The following is a 22,838-nucleotide window of genomic DNA, read 5'->3' on the forward strand; positions in this document are numbered from 1 at the left end:
TGCGGCATCGTGTATGCGAGGGCTGGGAGAGAGACACATGGCAGGGGTTGATGAGGCAGGTTGTCCAAACGAGTCCGCGCAGCGCAGTCTTGACGCTGATCGCGCTGTCATTGCTCCTGATGACGATGCCTTTGGGTACTATCCATTCGCTAAAGCTCTCACCGATGCAATTCGCAAGACACCGAGCCCCGCCGGCGTAGTAATGGCTCTAAACGGCCCTTGGGGCAGCGGAAAGTCCAGTCTCATGAATCTCATCAAGTTCAACTTGGCCGAGCAGAATGATCATAAGACCCTGGTCGTGGAGTTCAACCCGTGGTGGTTCAACGGGCGGGATCAATTGGCTGGCCAGCTTCTTACTCAGTTTCACAAAGCGCTCAGCGGAGAAAGCGGAGCATTGCGTGATGCCGGAGACGCGTTGGCGAAATACGCGGGAATGCTCTCCAAGGCAGTTGCCTACTCGACGAGCATTCCTTGGCTAGACAAGGTACTCACGCCGCTTCTGAAACTCCTCGGGCGCAAGCCGGTAGATGTCCCTAAAACTAAAGCAAAGATCAGCGGGGCATTGGCGAAGGCGAATCGTCGCGTTCTCATCCTGATTGACGATATCGACCGACTGACACCGTCCGAGATGATGGAGGTCTTTAAAGTGGTTAAGGCGTTGGGTGACTTCCCCAATGTCATCTATCTGCTTTCCTTCGACCGGGAAGTTGTCGCTGCGGCCATCGGCAAGGCAGTGAGTGCGGACGGGCAGGCGTATCTGGAAAAAATCGTCCAGGCATCTTTCGATCTGCCCACCATCTCCCAGGCGCAGCTCAATGCACACTTTTCCCAAGAGCTCGATAAGCTACTTAGCGCTATGGAGGTTCCCGCTGCTGCCCCTCTCTACTTCGAGAACGTTTTCTTTGACGGCCTCGAGCAGTATCTACAAAAGCCTCGTGACATCGTGCGAATCCTCAACATCCTGCGCGTTACGTTTCCTGCAGTGGTCGGCGAAGTGAACTGGGTTGATTTCGTCGCTCTAGAATTCCTGCGTCTGTTCGAGCCGATCGCTTATCAGAAGATTCGGCAACACTCCGGAATGTTCACTGGCTCACCTGGGATGAGTGAGGATCTGAGATCGGTATCCGCCTTTCATGAGGCATGGTTGGGAGAGGTCGGTGAGTTCAGGCGATCCGGTGTGCGTGCCTTAATGTGCCGCATGTTTCCCAAAATTGACGCTGCATTCAACCGCCAGTACTACGGGGGTTACGATGGCTTTCGTTACATGAACCTGAGCTGCGCAGAGTTTCATCCGGTGTACTTCAGCTTTGGCGTCCCCGACACCATCCTCAGCCGAGCGCAAGCTGATCAATTGATTGCGCTTGCCCCTGACGTTGGGCGATTCGCTGATGCATGGCTGGATCTGAAAAAAATCCGACGCCAAGACGGGCATTCCAAAGCAAGGGAGCTTCTGGATTTCATCGCCAGACTGCCCAGCGACACTGCCCATGAGCGTGCCAGTGAGCTGCTGTCCGCAATCCTCAGTGTCCCTGAAAGCTTGCTAACCGAAGCAGATGTACCTGGCTCATTTTCGATGCCGAACAGTTGGCGGATCACAGGCACGCTTCAGCACCTACTAGGTATCATCCCGCCAGCCTTTCGAGCAGAGGCTTTGCAGTCAGCGGTAATTCAGGCAAGAGAAATCCCGGCTGCAAGCCATTTACTTAGAAGGCTTCGAACTGATTTGCCTCACGCAGTGGAGATGGAGGGGCTAGACGTCGCTGCGGTACAGCATTTGCAACGGCGCTTGGCGACGCAGGTGATGCAAATGAACCTGCAGGATTTGCTCGATTTTGATGATCAGCAATTGCTGATCCACATATTGGTGGAGGTGATAGGTGAGCAGCAGGTACGAGATCGATACCAGCCGATTCTCAGCGATCCATCTCTGCTTCTGCGCTTTCTGGAGGGATCTGTTTCAACTGGTTCCTTGGAAGTGCAGGGTGACAGGGTATCTAGACGGATGCTGAATGTTCCCTCGGCAGCGCTAGACCGTATCACTGGTCGTGATCAGGCACGAACACTCGTCGAAGCGCTACGCACTCACCCGGGGGTGTCTCTACGTCAAACTCAAGTGATCGAGGCGTATCTTCGGCCCGATTTATGGGGTGATGACGATACTACCGCTAGCGACTAATGTCGTCGCTGGCCCTGGTATGCGGAGGATTGAGCTTGAAAGGTTTTTCCGGATGATTAACGACGGGCCCTCCTGGCGACCTTCAGTCCTTGATTCTGTGAAGCAGTCGCGCCAGCGCTGTGTGCAAGACCCTCAACCTTTCCTTTTTCAGGTGGTGGAGACTAGGACGCCGTTACCTGATGAGGGATTGTCATGAAGCCTCTCGAATCTCCGCTTCACCAGCACATTCGATATATTGCCAGGCAGCGCTCCTCTCAACCAATCAGGCCCGTGAGCTCTGCTGCGCGTTCGTTGTTCACTGAGCTTTGCATTGAAAATTCAGTGGTTCTGTTGACCGGTTTCTTGGACGGTTTCGTGACCGTACCCAGCCTGGAATGCACACATCACCGAACCGTACTTACCTTCGGCTCGCCCCGCTTGTGAGGCAATGCAACTAGCTCGCTTGCCAAAGAGCTGACGGTGAAGGCGAGCTGATCGGGCGGACGCAGATCTACCGAACGCCCCCCGCCGACTCGGCAACCCTTTTCTCCAGAGCCGTGGCGTTGGTCTCACGAACCATGATGAACACGAGAAAGAAGATACAGAGGGTTGCGGCACCACCCGCCAACATCCCAATCGCCCACTGCTCCCCGATGATGTCTTCAATTTTTTGGTTGTAGGTGCCCAGCACCAAGCTGCAGACAACCTCTTTGTCCCACTCATCTTTGAACGGATCCAGGCCATCTGAGAAGAGGCAGTAATGATTGTCTACCGTCCATTGAGCATCACTGTCCCACGGCAACCAAGTGCCAGCGCCATTGAAGGCCTCGTTTGGCTGAACCCAGAAGGTGGTATGTGTCTTTTTGACCGTGAGCAGCGCGTACGGAGTTTGCGTGAACACGTAAGCCCAAAAGAACAGAAATCCTGCTGTGCACTGCATCATGGTTCGCACAGCTCTGCGCCGGAGTTTTGAGGGAATTCTGAAGGCAAGCTCGTTTGCATCGAAGTAGCGACGTGCCCGGCACAGCTCTTCGATAGTTAACTCATGTTGCTGCAGCCACGAAAGCAGCTTGGCCATGTGCTTGGATGTCTTGAGTTGCAGTCCGAACCACAGGTTGAAGCGCTGTAGGTCTTCATGATCTGCCCACACACGCTGCGCAAATTTGCTGTTGAAGTCCTTCGTCGCCCCGAGCAGCTGATGCCATCGGTAGACCACATAGAACATCGCATTGGTTCTCAGCATCACATAGGCCATCAGCGCTAATGCGCCGATGTAGGGAAGTAGCTTGATGGTTACGTCGATCCACTCAAGCGGAGATTTGACGAGCTGTTCAGACAATGGAGCGCTTCCAACAAAAACAACGGACGGTAGGGTGGAGTCTCAGTGGGATGCTGCTACCTCATGTACATCTGTTTGGTACGATTCATTTTGATGACAAAGCTGTCCGCGAGAAGACCACCTGTTTCCAGCACCACTTCGTCTTTTTCCGCGCTGCGAATGTCATAGCGCTGAGACTTGGCTAGCAGCAGACCACGCTCAATCTCGGATTCTTCAGCGCTGGGTGAGGGGCCACGGACAACGCTCATGTTGGTGAATGATTTGTTGGCCACTCGCACCTGTACATCCAGCAGTTGGATTTCCAATTCGTCATCAGTAGCTTGCCATTCTCCATTCTCCATTGCCATCGAATCTATAGCTTGTGGTTTTTGAGGTAGATGATGAAGGAGCAAAGACAGTGCTCTTCAGTAGACCATTGATTCGGTATGTTTTGTTGCGAAAGTACTCGATAGTACCTTCGAAGCTGGCGACTCCATTGGGTTCGGGGTATTGGAATTTCTCATGCCACATGCCCAGCAGTTTTGGGTTCAGACCATCGGATGACTTAGGGGCGAAGAAGTATGCTGCCCAAGGCCCAACGATCGTCGAAAAACCCTGGAGAAACGCGAATAGAAAGACTACCGCTGTGATAATTGCCTGCCAGCCAATCCGATACCTGCTCCATCTCATACTCTGCTATCCATACTCTAGAAAATTCCCTCTTGGTTTGTATGACCAAGCGCCCTATGCATCAGATTTTCGATGCCACAAGTCGTGCACTGTCTGCTTGGGCAGCCCCAATTTTTCGGCGATCTGCTTCTGTGTCAAAGCCTCGACCTTCAGCAGGCGCACCTGATCCAGCCTGGTTTCGTCGACTGGCTTGCCGGGCTTACGCCATCCTTGAGTTCCGCTTTGAGCACTTCCAACAAACCGGTTTGCTGATGCTCTGAAAGCTCGGCGGTGAGCCGGCTCAGGATGGATTCAAGAGGCTCGTTTTCACGGATGGCCAGCGTGAGCGCAAGCAGAGTCAGAGGGCTCGTGCCGAGTGCCTTGCTCAGCAGGTCGAGCTTGTCCAGCGTGATACCAGACTCCCCCTTTTCGAGTTTTGCGAGGAGTCGCCGCTCTTGGTGAGTCACTACTGGACTCCAATAGCACGAGCAAATATCAGGATCAATGCCTGGAAGCCCTCCAGGATCGTTACCCAGATGCTGCGATCCACCAGGTGCAGGCCAGGGTCGGCTTTCTGAATCAAATTACACCATCTTCTTCACATGCTTGCTAATGGCCTGCCTGCTCACACCGAGCAGTCGTGCAATCTCAGCCTGGCTCAGCCCCTGATCGATGAGCTCCTTGATCTCTACATTTAGCTCTCTAGCCGCAGCAGCCACCGGGTGGGGAGCATCGGCCGGTTGCGAAGGGATTTCACTGGTCAACAACCCATTCGCGCTGAGGTCACTCGCCAAGTGTTCAAGCACCTGTTGTGGCGTTTGACCTCGCTCAGCAGCGTAAGCCAGTAGCAAGAGAGTTAAAGGATCTACTTCCAGGGCTTCGGCAAGGGAATGACTGACGTCGAGCGTCACCGAGCGTGTACCCGCTTCTAGCCGGCTGACGTAAGAGCGATCGGCAGCGTGGCCCAAGGCCTGCTGAGAAGTCTCTCGTCGTGTGCGTAGGAATTTCAGGGCAGAGGCGTAAGCGGTTCGGATCGACATAAACGTTTCCGTAGAAACGGAACGATATGCTGAATTTGCTTTGTCATACGCAAATGCCTATAGTCACGATAGTTGACATGGTGTGCGCTGCTCGCCGGCGCGCGCTCATCCAAGCAGGGACTCCCAATATACGCATAAGCCGAATTTCAGCTCGGATGTGCGGTAAATCGGATTTCTACTCTGTAAGCCACACCCCAGCAGCAAGGCCAAAACTCGAGACTAATGAACGTACTCATCTACTCCGACCTGCATAACGAATTCAGCCGGTTCATCCCACCAGCGGTGCCAGCTGATTTGGTCGTGCTAGCAGGCGACATCGATATCCAGGCGCGCGGCGTTTTGTGGGCAAACGAGACGTTCAGAACACCAGTGATCTACTGTGCCGGCAACCATGAGCATTACAAGGGCAACATCGATAGAACTATCGAGAAGATGAAGGCGGCCGCAGCTCCCCACGTCCATGTGGTTGAAAACGAGTCGAGGACGTTCGGCAACGTCAGATTTTTAGCTGCAACCGGCTGGACAGACTTTGCGAGTACAGGCGACGTGACCGCAGCCTCAATGACGTGCGCTCGGGAGATGAACGACTTCCGTATGATTCGCGCCGACTCAAATTACCGGCGCTTGCGGCCGGCCGATCTCATTGCCAGGAACCAGGCCACTCTGGAGTTTCTTAGCCAGGAGCTTAGCAGGCCGTTTGCGGGGAAGACTTTCGTCGTCACCCACCATGCCCCGTTGGTTGAAGTGGCGGGGGATGAGCACGATGGGCATGCCAGCGCAGCGTATTACAACAGATGGCACTCCTTGGTGGAGCGGGCTGACTATTGGGCGTTCGGCCACACACATCACTCCATCGACACCGTACTGGGCGGGTGTCGTCTGCTGTCGAATCAGCGCGGTTATCCAAGTGAAGATTGCGGATTTGATTCGGGCAAATTAATTGAAATCATGTGAGGAATGGTGAGTAGCTTGAGTGCTTGTGAATTAATCGGACTTCCAAAGTAGGTCATGCAAACTGCGGGATATCCTTATGGCATATGGCATATGGCATATGGCATATGGCATATGGCAAGCAAAAAGCTCTAATAGATTACCCAACCCTGCTGTGCCCGCAGATTGAACCAATAACTCCAACTTGGTGGGGCTCGTGCAATATCACCAGGCCCTTGAGCCTCTGTCGAACAGGGCGCGTTTCTTGTACTTAAGGAAAGGCATGACCGACCTCAAGAAAATGACACTTACTGTCAAGAACTATAATCTCAAAGGGAGCGGCGACCTTGATGCCCTTTATACCGATGTACGGTGTGAAGACGGCGAGGGCAATACGTTCCACTTTAAAGAAGTTGTCATGCTTGACTATTTGAAAAGGCACGGTGCTATCGCGACTGATAGTCAAAAAGTCTGGTACTACAAGCATCTGGCAAAAAAATCAATCGTTCTTGTGGCCTTCGAGAAAAATAATGGGAAGGTTGAGTATGACCTTGATCATATGAAACTTGTTGTCAGATCCAGTATTCTAAAAGGAATTGTGTTCAATTTGGCAGCTATACCTGCCGGGCTAATTATCGCAACAGCGACATCCGGTGTCGGTCTTCTATTTATTCCGGTAGGTCTGTTTTATGGATATAGAAGTATGTTCAAGATACCGGGGATGCTTCGACGCAAGACCTTGGTAAATGATCTTTCAGGCCATGGTATCGTGGTTCGATAGCACGGACATGCCAGTGGTGACTGGAGCCCTAACTAGTACAAAGAATTCAACGCGTCTTTGGAAATTGAAATATGAAAAGCGTATGCGCATTGAAATCAAACGCTGCCCCTGTCAGGCCATATGGCTCTGGGTCGACGGTTACCGGCCGCTTACCGGCAGAGGTCATCCAGGCGATGGCTATGGATTGGGGCGTCTATATCGATGCATATCTGCTAGATGCGGCGCGCGTCGGCAATCGTTATGCTGCGATCGCCTTTTGTGATCAGTCCGGTGCTTCATCCAACGGGATGACCGTAGCTACTCCGCCGGTAAGACACGTTGCGACTCGTGGAGCGTTCAAGTTGCTTCAAACCTTGGATGGTGCGGATAACTATGTGCTTGTCACCGAGCACCATGCTGGAGTGGTTTTCGATGGCAACGGTAATTAATTGGCCACTCCAGGTGTTGGCAGCCGCTGCGTTGAAATTCAGAACTCCTGTCGGTGCTTTCTTGTGGATGCCAGAGGTTGAGTTTCCATGCTTGATAGGACGCGTCTACATGGATCTTAGCGGTCGATTTCAAGACGGCCGTCTGATTCGCACGTCTCAAATCGTGTCGCTTACTGAAGAGTATGGCCATTCCATTGCACGTACTTTTTCAGGTAGCCAGTACCTGCTAGTACATCTCGACGGTAACCCGCTGTCCGGCCAGAGTAAGCTGGTGCTCGCGACCCCAGGAAATACCAGCAATGTGCATTGATGACGCAATCATCCGAGTGCGTGAGACCCGTTGATGGACGTGCCGATCGCGGGATCTTGCGATGGCGTGGATGAAGCTTGGATTGAACCGAAGGAACAATGCATGCAGGACTTCGACATACAGCAAATGATTGGCCCAAGCGTGCTAATGCCTGGGATTGAAATAGGGCCTGAGGAGGCGATTCGAGTCACTAGGGAGCGTTTCCGAGGTCAGAGTTTTTGTGTCGTAAGAGACTGGGTCTGGCTCGACCTGGAGGCGCCCGATCTCATAAATGAAGAGCTCGCCAGTGACGGGAAGCAGCCAGTGATGCTGCTGGTCTTTCAAGTGCTGTTCGACAGCGCGACATCGTCCAAGGGCCACTGGTTTCGCACCACTCCGCTGATTGAGTTCACCGGAGGTATGTTTTTCCAAACGGAAAATAAGCTTTACGTGTTGGTTGGTCACGGTCGCCGAAAGTCTATGTCGCTGTCAGCCGTGATCCGGCTGTTTTGACGCTCTACGAGGTCGCCAATCAAGATGAGGGTAGGTCGCAAAATGATCACCGGAGTGGTGTTTGACGCGTTCGGCAGCATTGTCCGAATAAATGACCGGACGAGCCCGTATGTCGTCCTTTTTCGCGAGGGCAGAAGACAAGGCGTCCCCATTAGTCCTGGCTTGCCTGGTTTGGCAATGACGACGAATCTATCGTTCGTTGAATTAGCCTCACGGCTCGGCATCGTACTTTCTTCCTCGAAGCGGAAGGAACTGAACAGGGCACTGGAGCAGGAACTCTCGTCAATAAAGGCTTATCCCGATGCCATTGAGGCGGTATCACGCTTGCAAAACGCCGGGATTAAGCTCGGTATTTGCTCAAATTTAGCCGCTCCGTACGGGCCTATCGTCAGACGCCTGTTCCCAGAAATGGACGGGTACGCGTTTAGTTTCGAACTTGGAATCATGAAGCCCGAACCTGCAATTTACCGGTCGATTTGCAACCAAATGGGCGTAGTGCCTGGATACTTCTTTGACTTAAAAACGGAGCGCGTTGTGATGATAGGGGATTCACAGAGGTGCGATAGGGATGGCCCACGGAAAGTGGGTATCTCCGGCCTTCATCTAGATCGCACGGGCCGTGGTCAGATTCAGGATCTCACGCAATTCGCGCAGTTTGTGATCGAGCACGGAATAATCGAGCGGACATGACCTTACACGAGGACTTGAAGCTGATGCTTGCGTGAGCTGAACGTCTTCGTGAACGTCCGGCTCAAAGGCTGACACTAGATAGATGCGCATCTTGCCTGGGGCAGCGCGGTGCGTGCAGTGAAAACGCTCATTGGTCGATTTTGGAAACCTGAGCCTTCAGAACTAATGTCATCGTCAATCTGCGTTTGGTGAGGGTTTTGAAGCGTCCCTCCCTGGGGGCTTTCTCGGGTGCCGTAGTGGAGTGCTTCCACATGCCCAGGACTACGATCTCATCGTCCTTCTCAATGCTTTTAAACCACGTCGGATCCCGGGCCCAAATGCTCACCTCTAGGCCAATGCCATTTTCCGAGTCATCCGGATCTACGCGGAACTTGTTCATCTGCAGATTGATGACGTTCTTGGTCTTGTCGCCTTTGATTTCAGTCCTGACGCTGCTGACCGCACCCTGGATCGCGACGGGATGTTGAACGGCGTTGTGCGACACCGCGTAAAACGCCTCAGCGTGGCGCTCCGGCTCGAAGTAGAATTGATTCCAGGCGACGGTCACATTGCCCTCAAAAACCAGTTCTAAATGCTGTTCGATGTCCTGGTCGTTGTCACAGAGCGCGCGAAGCTTCAGGGCGCGCTTGGCGGAGTTGATGTAGGCAGGTAGCAGGCCGGGGTTGTGCGTGTAAGTCCGACCGGCTTTTGCACGGGTTCCCTCGTCATCTCCGGAAGGACGCCCGGCTTTCTCCAATGCTTCCTTGATCATGACCAGCCGCATGCGGTATCGATTGTGCTGGATGCTCTCGATCAGTTCTTCAGAGGTGCTCGCAATTTCCTCGATCTCCTCGTCCACTCCAAAACGACAATTCGCGGCATGGGCACCGTTGGGATAGAGACGAAAATAGCCCTGAACGAAAACAGGCTTGTCATACATCTCCCGGGTATACGGGGGGTTGTGAGCGACTGGCGTACCGCATTTGCATTGCAAAGGTTCGGCCCCCGTGCCCTTCGTGTATGTATCTGCGTCCCATCGATCGCCGTTCTGGTCGAAGGCGTGATCCATTTTGATGCCCATACAACTCCCTCATGTCAAAGTTGGATCAAATCCAGTTCCCTTATCGAGCATCAAGCCACGTGGTCGTCTTGCCGCCGATTTCGTGGCAGTCGATACCGTTGCGCTCCTGATGTCATGGGCAGCTCCAGCGTCCGAGAATCCGGCGATAGGCCATCATTGTACTCATCGAGAAAGGGCCTGCAAGCAGGGAGGTGCTGGGCTCAACCGGAAGCACTATCCATCCTCAAGGCGCTTTCGATGGGATCTGGTTGGAGCCAGGAGGGCTGCGGTCAGTGATGGATTCCTGCTGACCGGTTACATGGCGCTTCGGTTCCGTCAGGGTCGACTCAGTGGCTGAACGGCATCACTCCGCTTGGAGCGAAAGGCAGCAATCGGGCCCAAAGCGGCTGCTTGCAGCGGTTTCTTCTGAGGTCGACCGGGGCGACAGGAGTCGTTGTAGATAATTAGATCGCGCGCGACCTGGGATTGTAAACACCACCTTAGCGCGAAAGCGTCCAGAGCCTGGCTTCTCGTTGGGCATCTGCCCCGCCACATGTTAACTAACTTTCTGACGTGTTAACTGCGCAGGTTTACACATCAGTAAACTGGTTAACAACGATGGGGCACACACAGGCCCGACAGACGATGTTCAAAATATCCTGATGACTGCTTCGGAGCGACACGTCGTCAGCAAGACGGGGCCGGACAATCCAATTACCGAGCCGGTAAGGTTGACGTTGACCTCCATTCGCCGCTCTCGGCTAAGGACGAAGGAAATAAGCAGTGAACCTAGGCACGCTTGCTTTCAAAGAGCGAACTACAGCGACGTTTCATTTCACCGGTATCGCTGACCCCTAACCCAATTGTGGGCTTTGGTGTATCTTTAGGCGACTAACCACCTAGAGAATCAACATGTCCAAGCTCGCAGAATTTCGCCAACTCGAAAAACACCTCGCCGAGCAACTCCAGGCCCTTGAGGCGCTCAAGGGTGATGCAGGCCTAAAGAAAGAAATCGAATTCGAAACGAAGCTGCGTGATTTGCTCGGGAAATACGGCTACAGCCTGAAGGATGTGATCAACCTGCTTGATCCACATGCAGGTCGTCGCGCTCAAGGTGCTGCGCTGAACACTCGCGCCCGGAAAGCTCGTCAGGTGAAGGTCTATAAAAACCCGCACACGGGCGAAATCATCGAAACTAAAGGTGGCAATCACAAAGGCTTGAAGGATTGGAAGGCTGAGCACGGTGCTGACACCGTTGAGTCCTGGCTGACCAAGTGATTTTGTTTGGCGTACAAGAGGGCCCGAAAGGGCCTTTTTATTTCATGATTGAGAAATAGTAAACGCCCGATTCTGGAGGATCGCGTACGCTTTGTTCGCGAGCTTGTTCAGTGATGGGCGCCGACAACGAGCCCGTGTAAGCCAAAGTGGTCGTAGTACATCTGCGCATGTCGCCGTGCCAGCCGAATAAAGGTTCTGATGCATGATGTGTTGGCATTTGGCTTGCACTAACGCAACGCTAGGTACTTATTAACATAGCTTATAGCATGCTCTAATGTATAGTAGCCATTGTGATCTTCATCTAATAGCTTAAGCATGGGTTCAAGAATCATCCGCTCTTCGCCATTTAATTGGGGGTGCCATACATCGACCAATAATATAACCCTCGATTGATCGCTATTGTTCCATACCTCATGCTCAAAGCTATCATCGAATACTAACGTTGAGCCAGGTGTCCAGGTTCTTATTTCATCACCCACGCGAATCTGACACTCTGTTGGAATGGATAAACCCAAATGAACAGTTAGCCTCGTATTCCAAGGGCCGCAGTGGGGAAGAATCTTGCCGCCTGCTTTAACAACTGAGAACATCGCCGTTTCTGCAGAATCCGAATCACTTAAAAGATCAGCCGTTTTAGGGTAGATTTGACATTGATCAGACTTAAAATCCCAGCTCTTTAGCAATGCTGCGCGCCATTCGGTACCGGTGATGAAGTCAACTCCATTTTGAACGTATGGAGATTCAGGGTCTGAGTTGGTTATCCCAAAGTATTCAGCCGCGATTTTCTGTGCGTTTTCTTCGAGCTTCGCGCAAAAGGGAACAGTCGTAGGATCGTGCCACGCGTTGTCAGACAGTCCAGGGAAATAATGCCGAGGACGCTGATAGGAATGCACTGATTGTAGTTGATTTCCAGAGATCAGCATGCCCAGCCATTCAAGTGGGCGATCGATATTAAGCTCGTTTGCAGATTGCTTAAGATGATTTTTGAATGCGATCAGGTTCTGAATTACGCACGGTTTAACTGTAGTCATATTGAATCTCCTTAAAGAAGGATGTTCATAGGTGGAATGGAATGGAATGGAATGGAATGGAATGGAAGGGAATTTAATTGAATTGAGACTTTAGTTTAACTTTCGTGAAACGGTGCAGGATTTTTTGAATTATATCCGAAGCGCACGCAGCCACCGTTGATCCTGGGGTATAAATACCGCTAACTCCCGCGCTGAGCAATTCATCGTGGTCTGCGTGAGGAATGATGCCCCCTAAAAATACTATAGGGTGCATTTCTATAAGCTTAAGGTTTGTGAAAAGATCTTGAATCAAACGTTTATGACCGCCTGCGAGCGAAGAAACGCCAATTGCATCTACATTCTCAAGTTTTGAAAAATGGGCAACCTCTTCAGGTGTTTTGAATAACGGCATTACAGTTATATGGAAGCCTAGATCGCTAAAAGCGGCCGAAAGCATTCTCATCCCACGGTCGTGGCCATCCTGACCCAGTTTAGTCATTAGAACATGGGGGGGGCGATTATGCCGTGATTGGAAAGAACTAACTTGCTGTTTGATATTCTGCCAGTCCGCATTTTGAGGGTGAGATGAGGCGTAAACTCCTTCTGCTAAGTTGGGGATGGCTTCATGACGCCCAAATATAGATGCAAGAGTTTCCGATACCTCCCCAACAGTGGCACGGGCACGCATGGCATCGATAGTCAGCGAAAGAAGGTTAGCGTCTGGCTCCTTAGCAGCTTCTCTCAAATTTAGTAAGGCTTGGTTGACAGCAGTCGTATTGCGACGTAGTTTTATCTGCGCAAGAGAGTCAATTTGAGCTGCTAGCACATATCTAGAGCATACTTCACGATAAGGTGTCGAACTGTCAGAGTTTGTTTGATATTTATTGACGCCTACAAGGGTTTTTCTACCCGTATCGATATCGGCCTGCCTATGAGCCGCACATTTATCGATCTCTGTTCTTGCCCAGCCGCTGGCCACTGCTGCGGTCATGCCTCCATGATTTCTAACCTCGGAAATTATTTCTTTTGCTTTTTCTATTAACTCTTGTGTGAGACTTTCCATTAAGTAAGAGCCAGCCCAAGGATCTATCACATCGGGTATGCCTGTTTCTTCTTGGAGGATAAGTTGTGTGTTGCGCGCAATTCGCGAAGATTCGTCCGTTGGCAGTCCTATAGCTTCATCAAATGAGTTGGTGTGCAGAGACTGGGTGCCACCAAATACGGCGGACATCGCTTCGATTGTAGTACGAATTATATTGTTTAAAGGATCTTGGACGGTGAGCGAGACGCCTGATGTTTGCGTATGGACTCGCATTGCTCGAGATTTGTCCGTGCGCGCACCGAATTCCCCCATGATTTCGTACCACAAAACGCGAGCTGCTCTTAATTTCGCCACCTCCAGATAGAAGTCCATACCTGCTGCGAAGAAGAAAGAAATACGAGTTCCAAGAAGGTCGATATCGATGTTCTGGGTCTTGCATAACTCTAGATATTCGATGCCATCCGCAATGGTAAACGCTAACTCCATTGCTACCGATGCACCTGCCTCGTGCATATGGTAACCAGAAATGGAAATAGAATTAAACTTTGGCATATTTGCCGAGGTGTAGGACAAAATGTCGCGTACAACTCTCATAGAGGGTTCTGGCGGGTAAATATACGTATTTCTTACCAAGAACTCTTTTAGAATGTCGTTTTGAATAGTTCCGCGGATATCATATAAGGATAAGCCTTGTTCTTGAGCGGCTACGATAAACGACGCGAGTATTGGTAGCACTGCTCCATTCATAGTCATCGACACAGAGATATTTTTGAGATCTATTCCGTTAAAAAGTAATTTCATGTCCTCAACAGTATCAATCGCTACTCCAGCTTTGCCCACATCGCCAGCAACTCGTGGATTGTCTGAGTCATATCCACGATGAGTAGCCAGGTCAAATGCTACGGAGATCCCTTGTTGGCCACCTTTTAATGCAGCCTTAAAAAAATTATTAGATTCGATCGCTGTTGAGAAGCCAGCATACTGACGGATCGTCCAAGGCTTCGATGCATACATAGTTGGGATAACGCCCCGCAAAAAGGGAGCAAATCCGGGAAGAGTTTTTAAATAGGGTATTCCCTTTAGATCCAGTGGGGTATATAGCGGCTTGACTTTAATTCCATCATACCTTTCCTTTTCCCCGCCGGATAAAGCGTGCTCTGAAATGTATTTTCTGGCAGCGGCTGACCATTCGTTAACCAAATTTTCATTGCAAGTCTTTAAGTCAGTGCTCATAAAGTTTACCTTCGGCTATCGATGAGTAAATTTATTTATCCTGTCTCAGGCCATTTCAAATCTACGCCCAAGTCATTACCGCCGCTGCCGCAATCATCCCGGCTCCAGCTGACAAAAAAAGCACAGTATCTCCACTATTTATTTTTTCTTTTTCTGTGGCGTCACACAGAGCAATCGGAACTGTTCCAGAGACTGTGTTTGCGACGGAGTCCATATTTGTATGGAATTTACTAAAAGGTATCCCCGCACTTATTGCGATCGATTGCAGCAGCTTTATTGATGGTTGGTGAGGGATCACAATATCTATATCTGATGGGTGCAGGCCGGCATTTTTTAGTACCCGTTCAATTGCAGAGGGTACTAAAGAGGACGCTGACTTGAATACTTGTTTCCCGTCCATTTCAAAAAAACTTGAGTTCTTAGGTATTTCGAAATGCGCTACACCAGTGACGTCTGATAACATACTTGACTCGAACACAGATGCCTCATCCCAGCTCGCTTCCAGAAGAACTGCTCCGGCTCCATCACCAAAGAACACACTGTCTTTTCGGTTCCAATCTGTAGACTTGCTGAAGCAATCTGCACCGACAACCAGTACACAATCATACATTCCAGATTTAATATATTGAGCTCCGGTTATCAGGCCGACCACAAAGCCTGAGCATACTGCAGCGATATCAAAAGATGGTATTCCGTTAGCCTCAAGCTTGCTAAGTGTTATCGTAGCAGTTGACGGTGCTTGCTGGTCTGGTGAGGAAGTTGCTAGAATTAAGAGATCCACGCTTGATAGCAATGTGTCGCTCTTATTTTGGAACATGTTCTTTATACACGCCGCCGCCATATCGGACGCTAACTCATTAGGCGCGCTAACGTGGCGAGACTTTATTCCGAGATTATCGAACGCCCATTCTGGATGTTGTTTGTTTTTTTTAGATAACTCCATATTTGATACTGTGCGTGAAGGCAAATATGAGCTGAATTTTGTGATTTTTACGCCTCGACCCTTATATTTCATGATTGCTTCGCCTCGAATGCTCATAGGACTTTACAGCTGAATTAGTGTGTTAGGGCGGAAGTTGTGCTTTGTGCTACGTCACTTACAAGATGGTCTTCAAACTCTGATTCAAGTTGTTCTGCAGAAATGCGGTCTTTCGAAATGCACAAAAACTCAATGACACCCGACCGCTCGGTGTCATCAACTGTAATGATAATGCCGGATTTGCTGTCCGCGCTAAATGCAAGTCCATACTTCTTTAGCAGTTGTAACGCGCGCTCTAGGCTGGTTGCTGGGATTTTGTTATGCGCCATAATCACATGACGGTCGCCGTAACGGTGTCCAAGTAAATGCTCGCAAATTACATGTAAATGCGAACATCCCCCTGCCCGAGCATTAATTTCATTGAAGATAATTTCCCCGTCTGTTGTGACGATACCGTCGACATCTAGCAGTCCTTGGAAACCCATATCTAAGCACATTCTTGCTAGCTCAGTTGCTCCGCTTGAGAACGTGGCAGCTTGGTACCCAGGTAACTCAGGTGGTATGACGAAACCTCTAAACAGCGGTTCCATCCGTTGTTCGCCCCAATTTAGAAATACTGGCTTTCTAAGTCTTTGATCAGCGTAGAACTCCATGTAAAGAATTTTTTCTACTTCGTAATAAGCCTCGACAATCAACGTAGCCGCCTCGGCGTATGACAGTCGGCACCAAGTTCTATTCGCGGCCTCTTTAATGTCGGAGTGGTCAATTATTTCACAGACTGATGAACCTTGTGTCGATTGCAGCGGCTTTATGCTCACGATCACATTTCCATCTGCGCTGGAGTTCTTATCCTGCTTTATAATCAGCGCTCCGGTCACTTCAATCAGCTGGCTAAATGCTGCCGTTAGCTGAGCTAGGCTGCCACATCGCCGGCCAAGGGCTAGATTTGTTCCTCTATTTGCTGCCATTGCGCGAAATAGCGCCTTATTGTTTAGGATTTCACCTCCACCCTCGGCCAGATAACCTATGCTAGAGTCTCCTTCTGATATGGACAACTCTCGCGCAAGTGCTGTAATAGTTCTATCAAACATGTAAGGTAGTAATGTCCAATCTGCATTTTTGACCATCGCTTTTTTAATTTCGGTGATCATTGCTTTAGACAGTAATATTTCCTCAGTTAACGGCGCGAATTCCTGATCGCCCCATTGAGGCTGTATGAAGGTTATCGAGTTCGCACGCCGTCCTTTGATAAGATCCATGTATTCCTGCATTTCTGTATTCGGGATGAGGGGAAGAATAATAATATCGCCTTCCTCCGCAATCCACGCCAGACGCGACGCAGCCATTGCGGTACCGCATTTAAAGTCGTATGAAAGAAATGATCGGTCGCCGAGCATGCTTTCGTTATCAACGTTTCCAATGATAATTTTTGGCATTGTAAGAACTCGTGTAATGGTTTAAGTTTAAAAGCTCATGTGTTGAGAATTTTTTGAATGAATAATTCTCGCTGGACTACAGCTCTTTTGTGAAAACCCTTAAACACTACGGTGTTGTTTTTGGTATCCTTAACTTCAGCTGAAAAGGTCAGCATTTTTTCGTCTGCCTCTACAAGCTTTACTATTATTTCTATCGCTCGACCGGTTGGTGTAGGCGCGAGGTGCAGAAAATCGAATTTTACGCCTACTGTGGTTTCTTTTGCTTCAAGTTGATCGCAGATTAATTCTGCGCATAACATCTCAACGTTGCCAATTAACGCGGGGCTAGATAGAACGTGAAAGCTCCCGCCCCATGCTTCGTCTGTTTGCTCGTTTGTCACAATGATTGTTTTTTTTTGCTCGGCGCCGATCAATAGATGCATCATGTTGCCCTCAAGCGGTTTTATGAAGGGAAATCAGTTGGTTGAATATATTAACTTTCTGAATTTCGCTCGTGCCGCCTGCGATACGTGTTGCAATTGTATCTTTTATGACGTTGGTGATTTCCTCGGTTACGTAGCCGTAATGCCCATGGAGCTGAAGGAATTCATATGCCGACGTCCATAGACTCTCGCAGCCTACGTATTTGGCTGCGGAGGCCATGAGATTTGCTTCGGGATGGTTTTTGAGCATTCTGTCGAGCGCAGCATAGGCAAGAAGGCGAGAGTTCTCCATTGCAAGTTTTATATGAACAATTTTTTCTTGGACGTACTGATGCTCTTGCATTGGCCGCTTGAAGGATTGTCGTCCAGTTATTCGAGTAATGGCCGATGAGAGGATAGGTTCGAGGTAGCCCGCGCTGACCAATGAATAGAGAAGACGGTCTAACGTGAGCATACTGTATAGTTGTTGAAGGCCCTTCCCTGGAGGAGTGATGATATTTTTGGAACCGATTACGACATTGTGGATTAAAATATCCCCGGTGGGGCTAGTCTCATTTCCGAACATTACTTCTGCTGGTGCGGTAGTGAGGCCTGAACTACTTCTATCCAGAATAAACAAAGTCATATCCCGTTTTTCGGGCAGCGAGGCAAGTCGACCTACGATGACAAAGATGTCCGCTATTGGAGCATTGGTGATATGCTTCTTAATGCCTTCGAGTGTGAGTTCATTTCCTTTTTCTGTTGCTTTGGTTTGAATGCGAGAAACGTCTGATCCTCCGCTTTCCTCTGTCGCTGCTGTAGCCGCAATCTTGCCCGCTGCGAGACGCGGCAAGTATGTCTGTTTTTGCTCCTCAGAGCCTTTTTCGGCTATGATCCTTATTGCTCCCATATGAGCAATAATGCTTAGCAAAAAACCAAGGTCGCCAGCCGTTGTAGATAGTCCCTCGAAGGCAGCTGCAAAGTCCCACCATCCGTTACCAGTGCCTCCATATTCTTTTGGCACTGCTAGCTTAAAGAAGCTTGTCGAGGCTAGTTCATCCCACGAGATACGATCGAATTGTCGCTCTCTTCTTGAGTTCGAAGCGCGGTCTGCTATGCGGTACCCAAAAGTTGCAAAATCAGCACGAATAGAAGCTTGATTTTCATTCCACGTAGTATCCATTTCGATTTCCTTTCAGTTGGATTTAGCTTCATGTATCTGCGATATTGTTTCATATAGTCTTGATGCTAAGTTGGCAAGTTCAGCGTCAGTAGTATTGAGAGGTGGGGCCACTATAATGGCATCGCCAAAAGTGGCATTTACTAGGCCGCGGCATGGATAAACAATAAGTCCATTCCTCTGTGCGGTTTTTATAATGAGATCGGTCAAGCCAGCGTCTTTGGGATAGGGTGTTCGATGGGGGGTTGGTTGGTTAAATTCAATTCCCCACAACATTCCTATTCCACGAATGTCACCCACCATGTCGAACTGGCTTCCTATTTCCTTCAAGGCTTTGCCGAGCTCCGCCCCCTTGATTCTTGATCGCTCTACAAGGTTATTTTTCTCGATTTCCTCTACCACTGCCAAAGCAATTGCCGTCGATAATGGATTCCCACTGTGTGTATGTCCGAATGAAACCTGTCTCGAGCCTGCTCTAATAGCTTCATGTACTCGTTCATTCAGCAGAATAGCTGAAAGGGGAGTAAAGCCAGCATTTAAACCCTTTCCCAGAATCGTGATGTCAGAACTTTGCTGCCAGTGATGCATTGCGAACCATTCGCCCGTTCGCCCTAGACCTGTAATGACTTCATCAACGATAAGTAATATATTGTATTTATCACAGATCTCCCTGATTCTTGCCATATATAGTTGATGAGGCACGATCGCACCGCCGCTCGCACCTATGATGGGTTCAGTGATGAAGGCCGCCACATTATCGGGCCCTGTTTGTAATATCGATTCTTCCAGAAGGTCGGCGCAGTCTACGTTGCAAGTGTTAGGGTTCAAGCCTTTCGGGCATCGATAGCAATAGCATGGCGGTACCGTAGGCTCAAATGCGGTTATGTCCAAAATAGCGTGCCTACGCGCATCGGCCGAAAGTGATAGTGCGCCCAACGTGTTGCCGTGATAGCTAATCTTTCTGGATAATATTTTCCGTTTTGTTGGAAGACCAACTTCCCGCCAATATTGGAGAGTTAATCTTACGGCTGCCTCTGTGGCTTCTGACCCTGAGCTGAGAAAAAATACCTTGGATTTATCTTTCGCAAGTGTAATCAATTTATCCGCTAAAGCTTCTGCTGGTGCGTTGGTAAACTGAGTTCGGTACGTATAGGCGATTTTCCTAATTTGGTTGCTGGCGGCTTCGGCGATCGTGTTATTGCCATGGCCTAAATTGGCAACCATGGCTCCGGAACTGCCATCGATATAGTTTTTTCCTTCTTCATCGAACAACGTGGCACCGTTGCCATGTGAAATTTCAGGTGGTATGACGTTATAATTTGAGCGCAGCAGTGATCCGTCCATGATAAGCCTCAATATTGGAATTAAGCTGGGTTTTTAGCCTTGCCAGATGCGGGCTCAGGCTTTTATTTAGGCTGCGCGAACTCGTTGCTTGATAGCAGTGCACGCTTAAAATGATTTGACAATGCGAATCCGATGCCGGATATCACGCTTAATGTTAACCACGTGAAGAGGGCGGAGCTATTCATCACTAACCAGCTACCTACATAATACCCCACAGCGCCAACTATGGCGGATGCAGCGCTAACTATTCCGAAATAGGTGCTCTGGCTTTGGATCGGAGCTATTTCAGCGACAAGAGTTTCATTCATGGGTAGCATTAGCGTCTCAATCGCAGTGTAGAGGACTACAAAAACTAGAAACCATATAGGCAGTTGAGACGCGGGAACCAAAGCATAGAAAACTGCAGCGACTGCGTACAAAATAGGTAGTGAGGTTGCTGGGCGAAGCTTATGGATGAACGCCATTGAAGCAAACATAAAAGCTATTCCTGCAATACCATTGACCAGAAAAATTGTTGGGGCTGAATTTTGGCCAGCGATTTCAGCGTAATAAAGCGGGAACGATACATAGAGTTGCGCGAAGAGGAAGTACCAAGGCGAACAAGTTATTATCAACCTTATCATTCGCGGGTCGCAAGCCGCCTTTTTCAAGTCCCGTACAATATTGCCGGCGGTGGATAGCGCTTTGCTCTCGACTTTTATTGCGCAGCTCGCCAAGGCTAGAGCCAGGAATAAAGCTGCACTGCAGATGAATGACAATCTGATGTCAATGTGGGCCGCAATAGCTGCTATAAGCGGCCCTACTATCACCCCGGCGTTCAGCATCTGATTATTTACGAGAAAAATTTGAGTACGCGATTCTTTGTTCTGTCGACCAAAGATAGCGTAAAGCCCCGAATCGTATAAAGCGACCCCCGTTCCCATGATGGTCGCTGCTAGCATTAGCATTCGCCAATCGCTTACGTATGCGAACACGATCAGACCAAAGCTCCGCATAGCTAATCCGCCGATGAGAAAACGTTTAGCATTGAAACGATCGGCGAGTGTGCCAGTAATGATTGGTAACACTTGGGCAGACAGTAGATTCGCCGCCATGACGGAGCCGACCTGAAAGGATGTCAGCGCCATGGTACTTGCCAAATAGACAGCCAGGAGCGGAACGACCATGAAATGCGACGCATTCATGACGAACTGAATTCCAAGGATGGGCCACATGTCTCTTGGCACCTTCCGGTAGTTCGAGGAGAGGCTTGCTATCATGTCGGTGGAACACTCCGCTTCGGCGCCAAATTTGGCGGGTGGGGCGCCTGTCATCGTTGCGTAACCGGCTAAGCCGACTAGGAGGTTAGCTTGGTCTCATTTTTTTGCAAAAATATTTCATTCGCAAGCTATCGGAAAAAAAATGACCACTGAGCTCGAAATTCTCAGGGCTGTAGCCAATACGTTCTCGATCTCTCATGAAACCCGTGAGTTTTATGACGAGCTTCCGGAGCTTTTGCTGTCTGACGACGCTTGGTCTAAGCGATTCGGGCGGTTTTCCAAGCTAAAGCGCAACGCTTTTATAGGAAATGAACTGACCCAAGTGCGAGATTCGTTGCGTTGTTTTATTTTGCGAGAGGAGGGGGCCGACGTCCGGCTAACCGAGCTACTCGTAGAGAAAGGGCTTCACATCGGCGTGATGTTCCATGGCTCTTCGGTAACGGCGGAGGCCATGGTGTCAAATGAGGGTGACGTTGCCGGTTATCTACTATGTGTAGCAGCGAACCTCATCATCAAAGGTGAGATTGTTAAGCTAAAAATTTGTCCGGATTGTCGTTGCGCATTTATTGATAAAACTCGTAACTCAAGCAAGCGCTGGTGTGGGATGACCAAAGGGGGCCCGCATGGTCGAGCTTGCGGAACGATCGCGAAAGTTAAGGCTTTCCGCAGCAGAAAAGCAGCGGCTAAACAGGCTTAGAGGCGGGTTATTACAGAATTGAGATGACAACCAACCGGAAATAGCTCACATCCGGTTTCGTCGTTCACGACTTGGACACGCATCATCAGTCATGGGCATCGGGTCTTTTCCAATTGGAAAGCCATTCGTCGCGCTGCGATGCAGGTTCGCATTAACGCTGAATCTCTGACATCGATTTTTGCCAGGCGTAACCCCACGCTGCTTTGCGGCTGGCGTCTTGGAGTCCTCCTGGACTGCTGGACTCGAACAGGTGACTTGCCCTAAATGGGCCACTGGGGCTCTGGAAAACTGGGCGAGAGCACTAATTTCAGATCGAATCTGGTCACTCCGGAGTCATGAGCACTGCAAGGGTCATGTTGATGAATTCTTCATTCTTGCTGATGGTATCCAAAGCGCCCCGAACGTTGACAGCAACCTCCGCTGAACCGTGTCGTTCGACCCACAGCGTAAGCTCCATGATTGCCGCTTCGAGCGCTAGCTGGTTCTGATTGATCTTGTACAGAAGGGAAGGAAGTAGGTCTGAGTTGGACATCGTGATGCCTCCGTGGGACAGTCAACAGGCGAATCCGTGACCGAGTTTTTCAAGCTCAGCCTGTACGAGTTCGTATCCCTCTTCAGTGTGAGCGAGCTCCAATGGTGCGCTGCCACTGAAGGTGTTTTTCGGTTGGGTCAGCCAATTGTCGGCTTTTGCTTTGTTGCCAAAGACGGCCTCGGCCTGGAGCTGTATCAACTCAACGTAGTTCATTTCTGGCTCTCATATTTGCAGGTGCGGGCATTGTGGCTATTGCTTGCATGGTTGCTTTTTCCCGCATGAGATTAGTGGCATAAAAATACCAGCAAAACCAGGCGACTTCAGGAATTTGGCCTGCTTCAGCCGATACGATGGTTGTTGCAATAGGTTTCGAGCCCGCTGTAGCGAGAAAAGCCTCGCTTTCATCAATAGTGAGTTTGTAATCGTGGGCTGACGGGTTACGCCATTCCGTACGGTACGTTGTCAGCTGCGACATACCCTCGACCTGAAGATATTTTCCTTTTCCAAATAGCGTTCTATCTCGTAAGGCTTTTTGTGATCAGGATGCTTTCCGGCAAGCACCCGATACGCCTCTTTTATGCTGCCTTCGAATGCT

25 protein-coding genes are annotated in these 22,838 nt (G+C 49.9%); 9 read left to right on the plus strand and 16 right to left on the minus strand.

All coding sequences use genetic code 11. From position 1 onward, the window contains the following. The first annotated feature begins 37 nt into the window (after positions 1–37). Positions 38–2,176 carry a KAP family P-loop NTPase fold protein gene (locus M1E16_RS13705; RefSeq protein ID WP_458130257.1) on the plus strand — a complete coding sequence of 713 codons (2,139 nt, stop codon included), beginning with the start codon at positions 38–40 and terminating at the stop codon, positions 2,174–2,176. Positions 2,177–2,666: 490 nt separating this feature from the next. On the opposite strand, the gene M1E16_RS13710 is transcribed toward M1E16_RS13705, so the two are convergent. The 4 genes from M1E16_RS13710 to M1E16_RS13725 all read right to left on the minus strand — a co-directional run bounded on the left by M1E16_RS13710 (position 2,667) and on the right by M1E16_RS13725 (position 5,182). Further along, positions 2,667–3,494, minus strand: coding sequence for a DUF6216 family protein (locus M1E16_RS13710; protein ID WP_458130258.1), 828 nt, complete (start codon positions 3,492–3,494; stop codon positions 2,667–2,669). Positions 3,495–3,550: 56 nt separating this feature from the next. After that, positions 3,551–3,886, minus strand: coding sequence for a hypothetical protein (locus M1E16_RS13715; protein ID WP_458130259.1), 336 nt, complete (start codon positions 3,884–3,886; stop codon positions 3,551–3,553). 426 nt (positions 3,887–4,312) lie between these two features. Continuing rightward, positions 4,313–4,609, minus strand: a complete 297-nt coding sequence (locus tag M1E16_RS13720; protein ID WP_458130260.1) for a hypothetical protein — start codon at positions 4,607–4,609, stop codon at positions 4,313–4,315. Between the two features lie 117 nt (positions 4,610–4,726). Continuing rightward, complete coding sequence (locus M1E16_RS13725) at positions 4,727–5,182, minus strand: helix-turn-helix domain-containing protein (protein WP_458130261.1); 456 nt, start codon at positions 5,180–5,182, stop codon at positions 4,727–4,729. A gap of 222 nt (positions 5,183–5,404) precedes the next feature. Between M1E16_RS13725 and M1E16_RS13730 the strand changes: the two genes are divergently transcribed. From M1E16_RS13730 to M1E16_RS13755, 6 genes are all read left to right on the plus strand, one after another. Further along, positions 5,405–6,136 (plus strand): metallophosphoesterase, encoded by a 732-nt coding sequence (locus M1E16_RS13730; protein WP_458130262.1) that lies wholly within the window; start codon positions 5,405–5,407, stop codon positions 6,134–6,136. A 259-nt stretch (positions 6,137–6,395) separates the two neighbouring features. Beyond that, on the plus strand, positions 6,396–6,893 hold the full coding sequence (locus tag M1E16_RS13735; protein ID WP_458130263.1) for a hypothetical protein: 498 nt from the start codon (positions 6,396–6,398) through the stop codon (positions 6,891–6,893). 71 nt (positions 6,894–6,964) lie between these two features. Continuing rightward, entirely contained in the window at positions 6,965–7,321 is a 357-nt protein-coding gene (locus M1E16_RS13740; protein WP_458130264.1) for a hypothetical protein, read from the plus strand. Continuing rightward, positions 7,305–7,631, plus strand: coding sequence for a hypothetical protein (locus M1E16_RS13745; RefSeq protein ID WP_458130265.1), 327 nt, complete (start codon positions 7,305–7,307; stop codon positions 7,629–7,631). The genes M1E16_RS13740 and M1E16_RS13745 overlap by 17 nt, the downstream gene beginning before the upstream one ends. Before the next feature lie 33 nt (positions 7,632–7,664). Next, positions 7,665–8,123, plus strand: a complete 459-nt coding sequence (locus M1E16_RS13750) for a DUF6957 family protein (RefSeq protein ID WP_458130266.1) — start codon at positions 7,665–7,667, stop codon at positions 8,121–8,123. Positions 8,124–8,165: 42 nt separating this feature from the next. After that, a complete protein-coding gene (locus M1E16_RS13755) occupies positions 8,166–8,813 on the plus strand; it encodes an HAD family hydrolase (protein WP_458130267.1) in 648 nt (215 codons plus the stop codon). A gap of 127 nt (positions 8,814–8,940) precedes the next feature. Here the strand turns inward: M1E16_RS13755 and M1E16_RS13760 are convergent, their stop codons facing one another. Further along, positions 8,941–9,873 (minus strand): hypothetical protein, encoded by a 933-nt coding sequence (locus tag M1E16_RS13760; protein ID WP_458130268.1) that lies wholly within the window; start codon positions 9,871–9,873, stop codon positions 8,941–8,943. Positions 9,874–10,764: 891 nt separating this feature from the next. Here M1E16_RS13760 and M1E16_RS13765 point away from each other — a divergent pair. Beyond that, positions 10,765–11,130 carry a histone-like nucleoid-structuring protein, MvaT/MvaU family gene (locus M1E16_RS13765; RefSeq protein ID WP_458130269.1) on the plus strand — a complete coding sequence of 122 codons (366 nt, stop codon included), beginning with the start codon at positions 10,765–10,767 and terminating at the stop codon, positions 11,128–11,130. 227 nt (positions 11,131–11,357) lie between these two features. On the opposite strand, the gene M1E16_RS13770 is transcribed toward M1E16_RS13765, so the two are convergent. The 8 genes from M1E16_RS13770 to M1E16_RS13805 all read right to left on the minus strand — a co-directional run bounded on the left by M1E16_RS13770 (position 11,358) and on the right by M1E16_RS13805 (position 20,969). After that, positions 11,358–12,161, minus strand: a complete 804-nt coding sequence (locus M1E16_RS13770; protein ID WP_458130270.1) for an aspartyl/asparaginyl beta-hydroxylase domain-containing protein — start codon at positions 12,159–12,161, stop codon at positions 11,358–11,360. A gap of 73 nt (positions 12,162–12,234) precedes the next feature. Next, positions 12,235–14,415 (minus strand): methylmalonyl-CoA mutase, encoded by a 2,181-nt coding sequence (gene scpA, locus M1E16_RS13775; protein WP_458130271.1) that lies wholly within the window; start codon positions 14,413–14,415, stop codon positions 12,235–12,237. A gap of 61 nt (positions 14,416–14,476) precedes the next feature. Next, complete coding sequence (locus M1E16_RS13780; protein WP_458127540.1) at positions 14,477–15,430, minus strand: 3-oxoacyl-ACP synthase III family protein; 954 nt, start codon at positions 15,428–15,430, stop codon at positions 14,477–14,479. A 41-nt stretch (positions 15,431–15,471) separates the two neighbouring features. Beyond that, on the minus strand, positions 15,472–16,830 hold the full coding sequence (locus M1E16_RS13785) for a preATP grasp domain-containing protein (RefSeq protein WP_458127541.1): 1,359 nt from the start codon (positions 16,828–16,830) through the stop codon (positions 15,472–15,474). Positions 16,831–16,865: 35 nt separating this feature from the next. Next, the gene (locus M1E16_RS13790; protein WP_458127542.1) at positions 16,866–17,255 is read right to left on the minus strand and encodes a thioesterase family protein; all 390 of its coding nucleotides are present in this window, start codon (positions 17,253–17,255) and stop codon (positions 16,866–16,868) included. A gap of 7 nt (positions 17,256–17,262) precedes the next feature. Next, positions 17,263–18,414, minus strand: a complete 1,152-nt coding sequence (locus tag M1E16_RS13795) for an acyl-CoA dehydrogenase family protein (protein WP_458127543.1) — start codon at positions 18,412–18,414, stop codon at positions 17,263–17,265. A 12-nt stretch (positions 18,415–18,426) separates the two neighbouring features. Beyond that, a complete protein-coding gene (locus M1E16_RS13800; RefSeq protein ID WP_458127544.1) occupies positions 18,427–19,755 on the minus strand; it encodes an aminotransferase class III-fold pyridoxal phosphate-dependent enzyme in 1,329 nt (442 codons plus the stop codon). Positions 19,756–19,817: 62 nt separating this feature from the next. Continuing rightward, positions 19,818–20,969, minus strand: coding sequence for an MFS transporter (locus M1E16_RS13805; RefSeq protein WP_458127545.1), 1,152 nt, complete (start codon positions 20,967–20,969; stop codon positions 19,818–19,820). 187 nt (positions 20,970–21,156) lie between these two features. Between M1E16_RS13805 and M1E16_RS13810 the strand changes: the two genes are divergently transcribed. Continuing rightward, positions 21,157–21,711 (plus strand): CGNR zinc finger domain-containing protein, encoded by a 555-nt coding sequence (locus M1E16_RS13810; protein WP_458127546.1) that lies wholly within the window; start codon positions 21,157–21,159, stop codon positions 21,709–21,711. 322 nt (positions 21,712–22,033) lie between these two features. On the opposite strand, the gene M1E16_RS13815 is transcribed toward M1E16_RS13810, so the two are convergent. Genes M1E16_RS13815 through M1E16_RS13825 form a run of 3 tightly spaced genes read right to left on the minus strand, consistent with a single transcriptional unit; the run spans position 22,034 to position 22,718 of the window. Further along, positions 22,034–22,243, minus strand: a complete 210-nt coding sequence (locus tag M1E16_RS13815) for a hypothetical protein (RefSeq protein ID WP_458127547.1) — start codon at positions 22,241–22,243, stop codon at positions 22,034–22,036. A 21-nt stretch (positions 22,244–22,264) separates the two neighbouring features. After that, positions 22,265–22,456: an antitoxin Xre/MbcA/ParS toxin-binding domain-containing protein gene (locus tag M1E16_RS13820; RefSeq protein WP_458127548.1), complete on the minus strand. Its 192-nt coding sequence runs from the start codon at positions 22,454–22,456 to the stop codon at positions 22,265–22,267. After that, the gene (locus tag M1E16_RS13825) at positions 22,443–22,718 is read right to left on the minus strand and encodes a hypothetical protein (RefSeq protein WP_458127549.1); all 276 of its coding nucleotides are present in this window, start codon (positions 22,716–22,718) and stop codon (positions 22,443–22,445) included. The genes M1E16_RS13820 and M1E16_RS13825 overlap by 14 nt, the downstream gene beginning before the upstream one ends. Positions 22,719–22,838 lie beyond the last annotated feature (120 nt).

It is taken from the genome of Pseudomonas sp. Z2-11 (assembly GCF_054161305.1).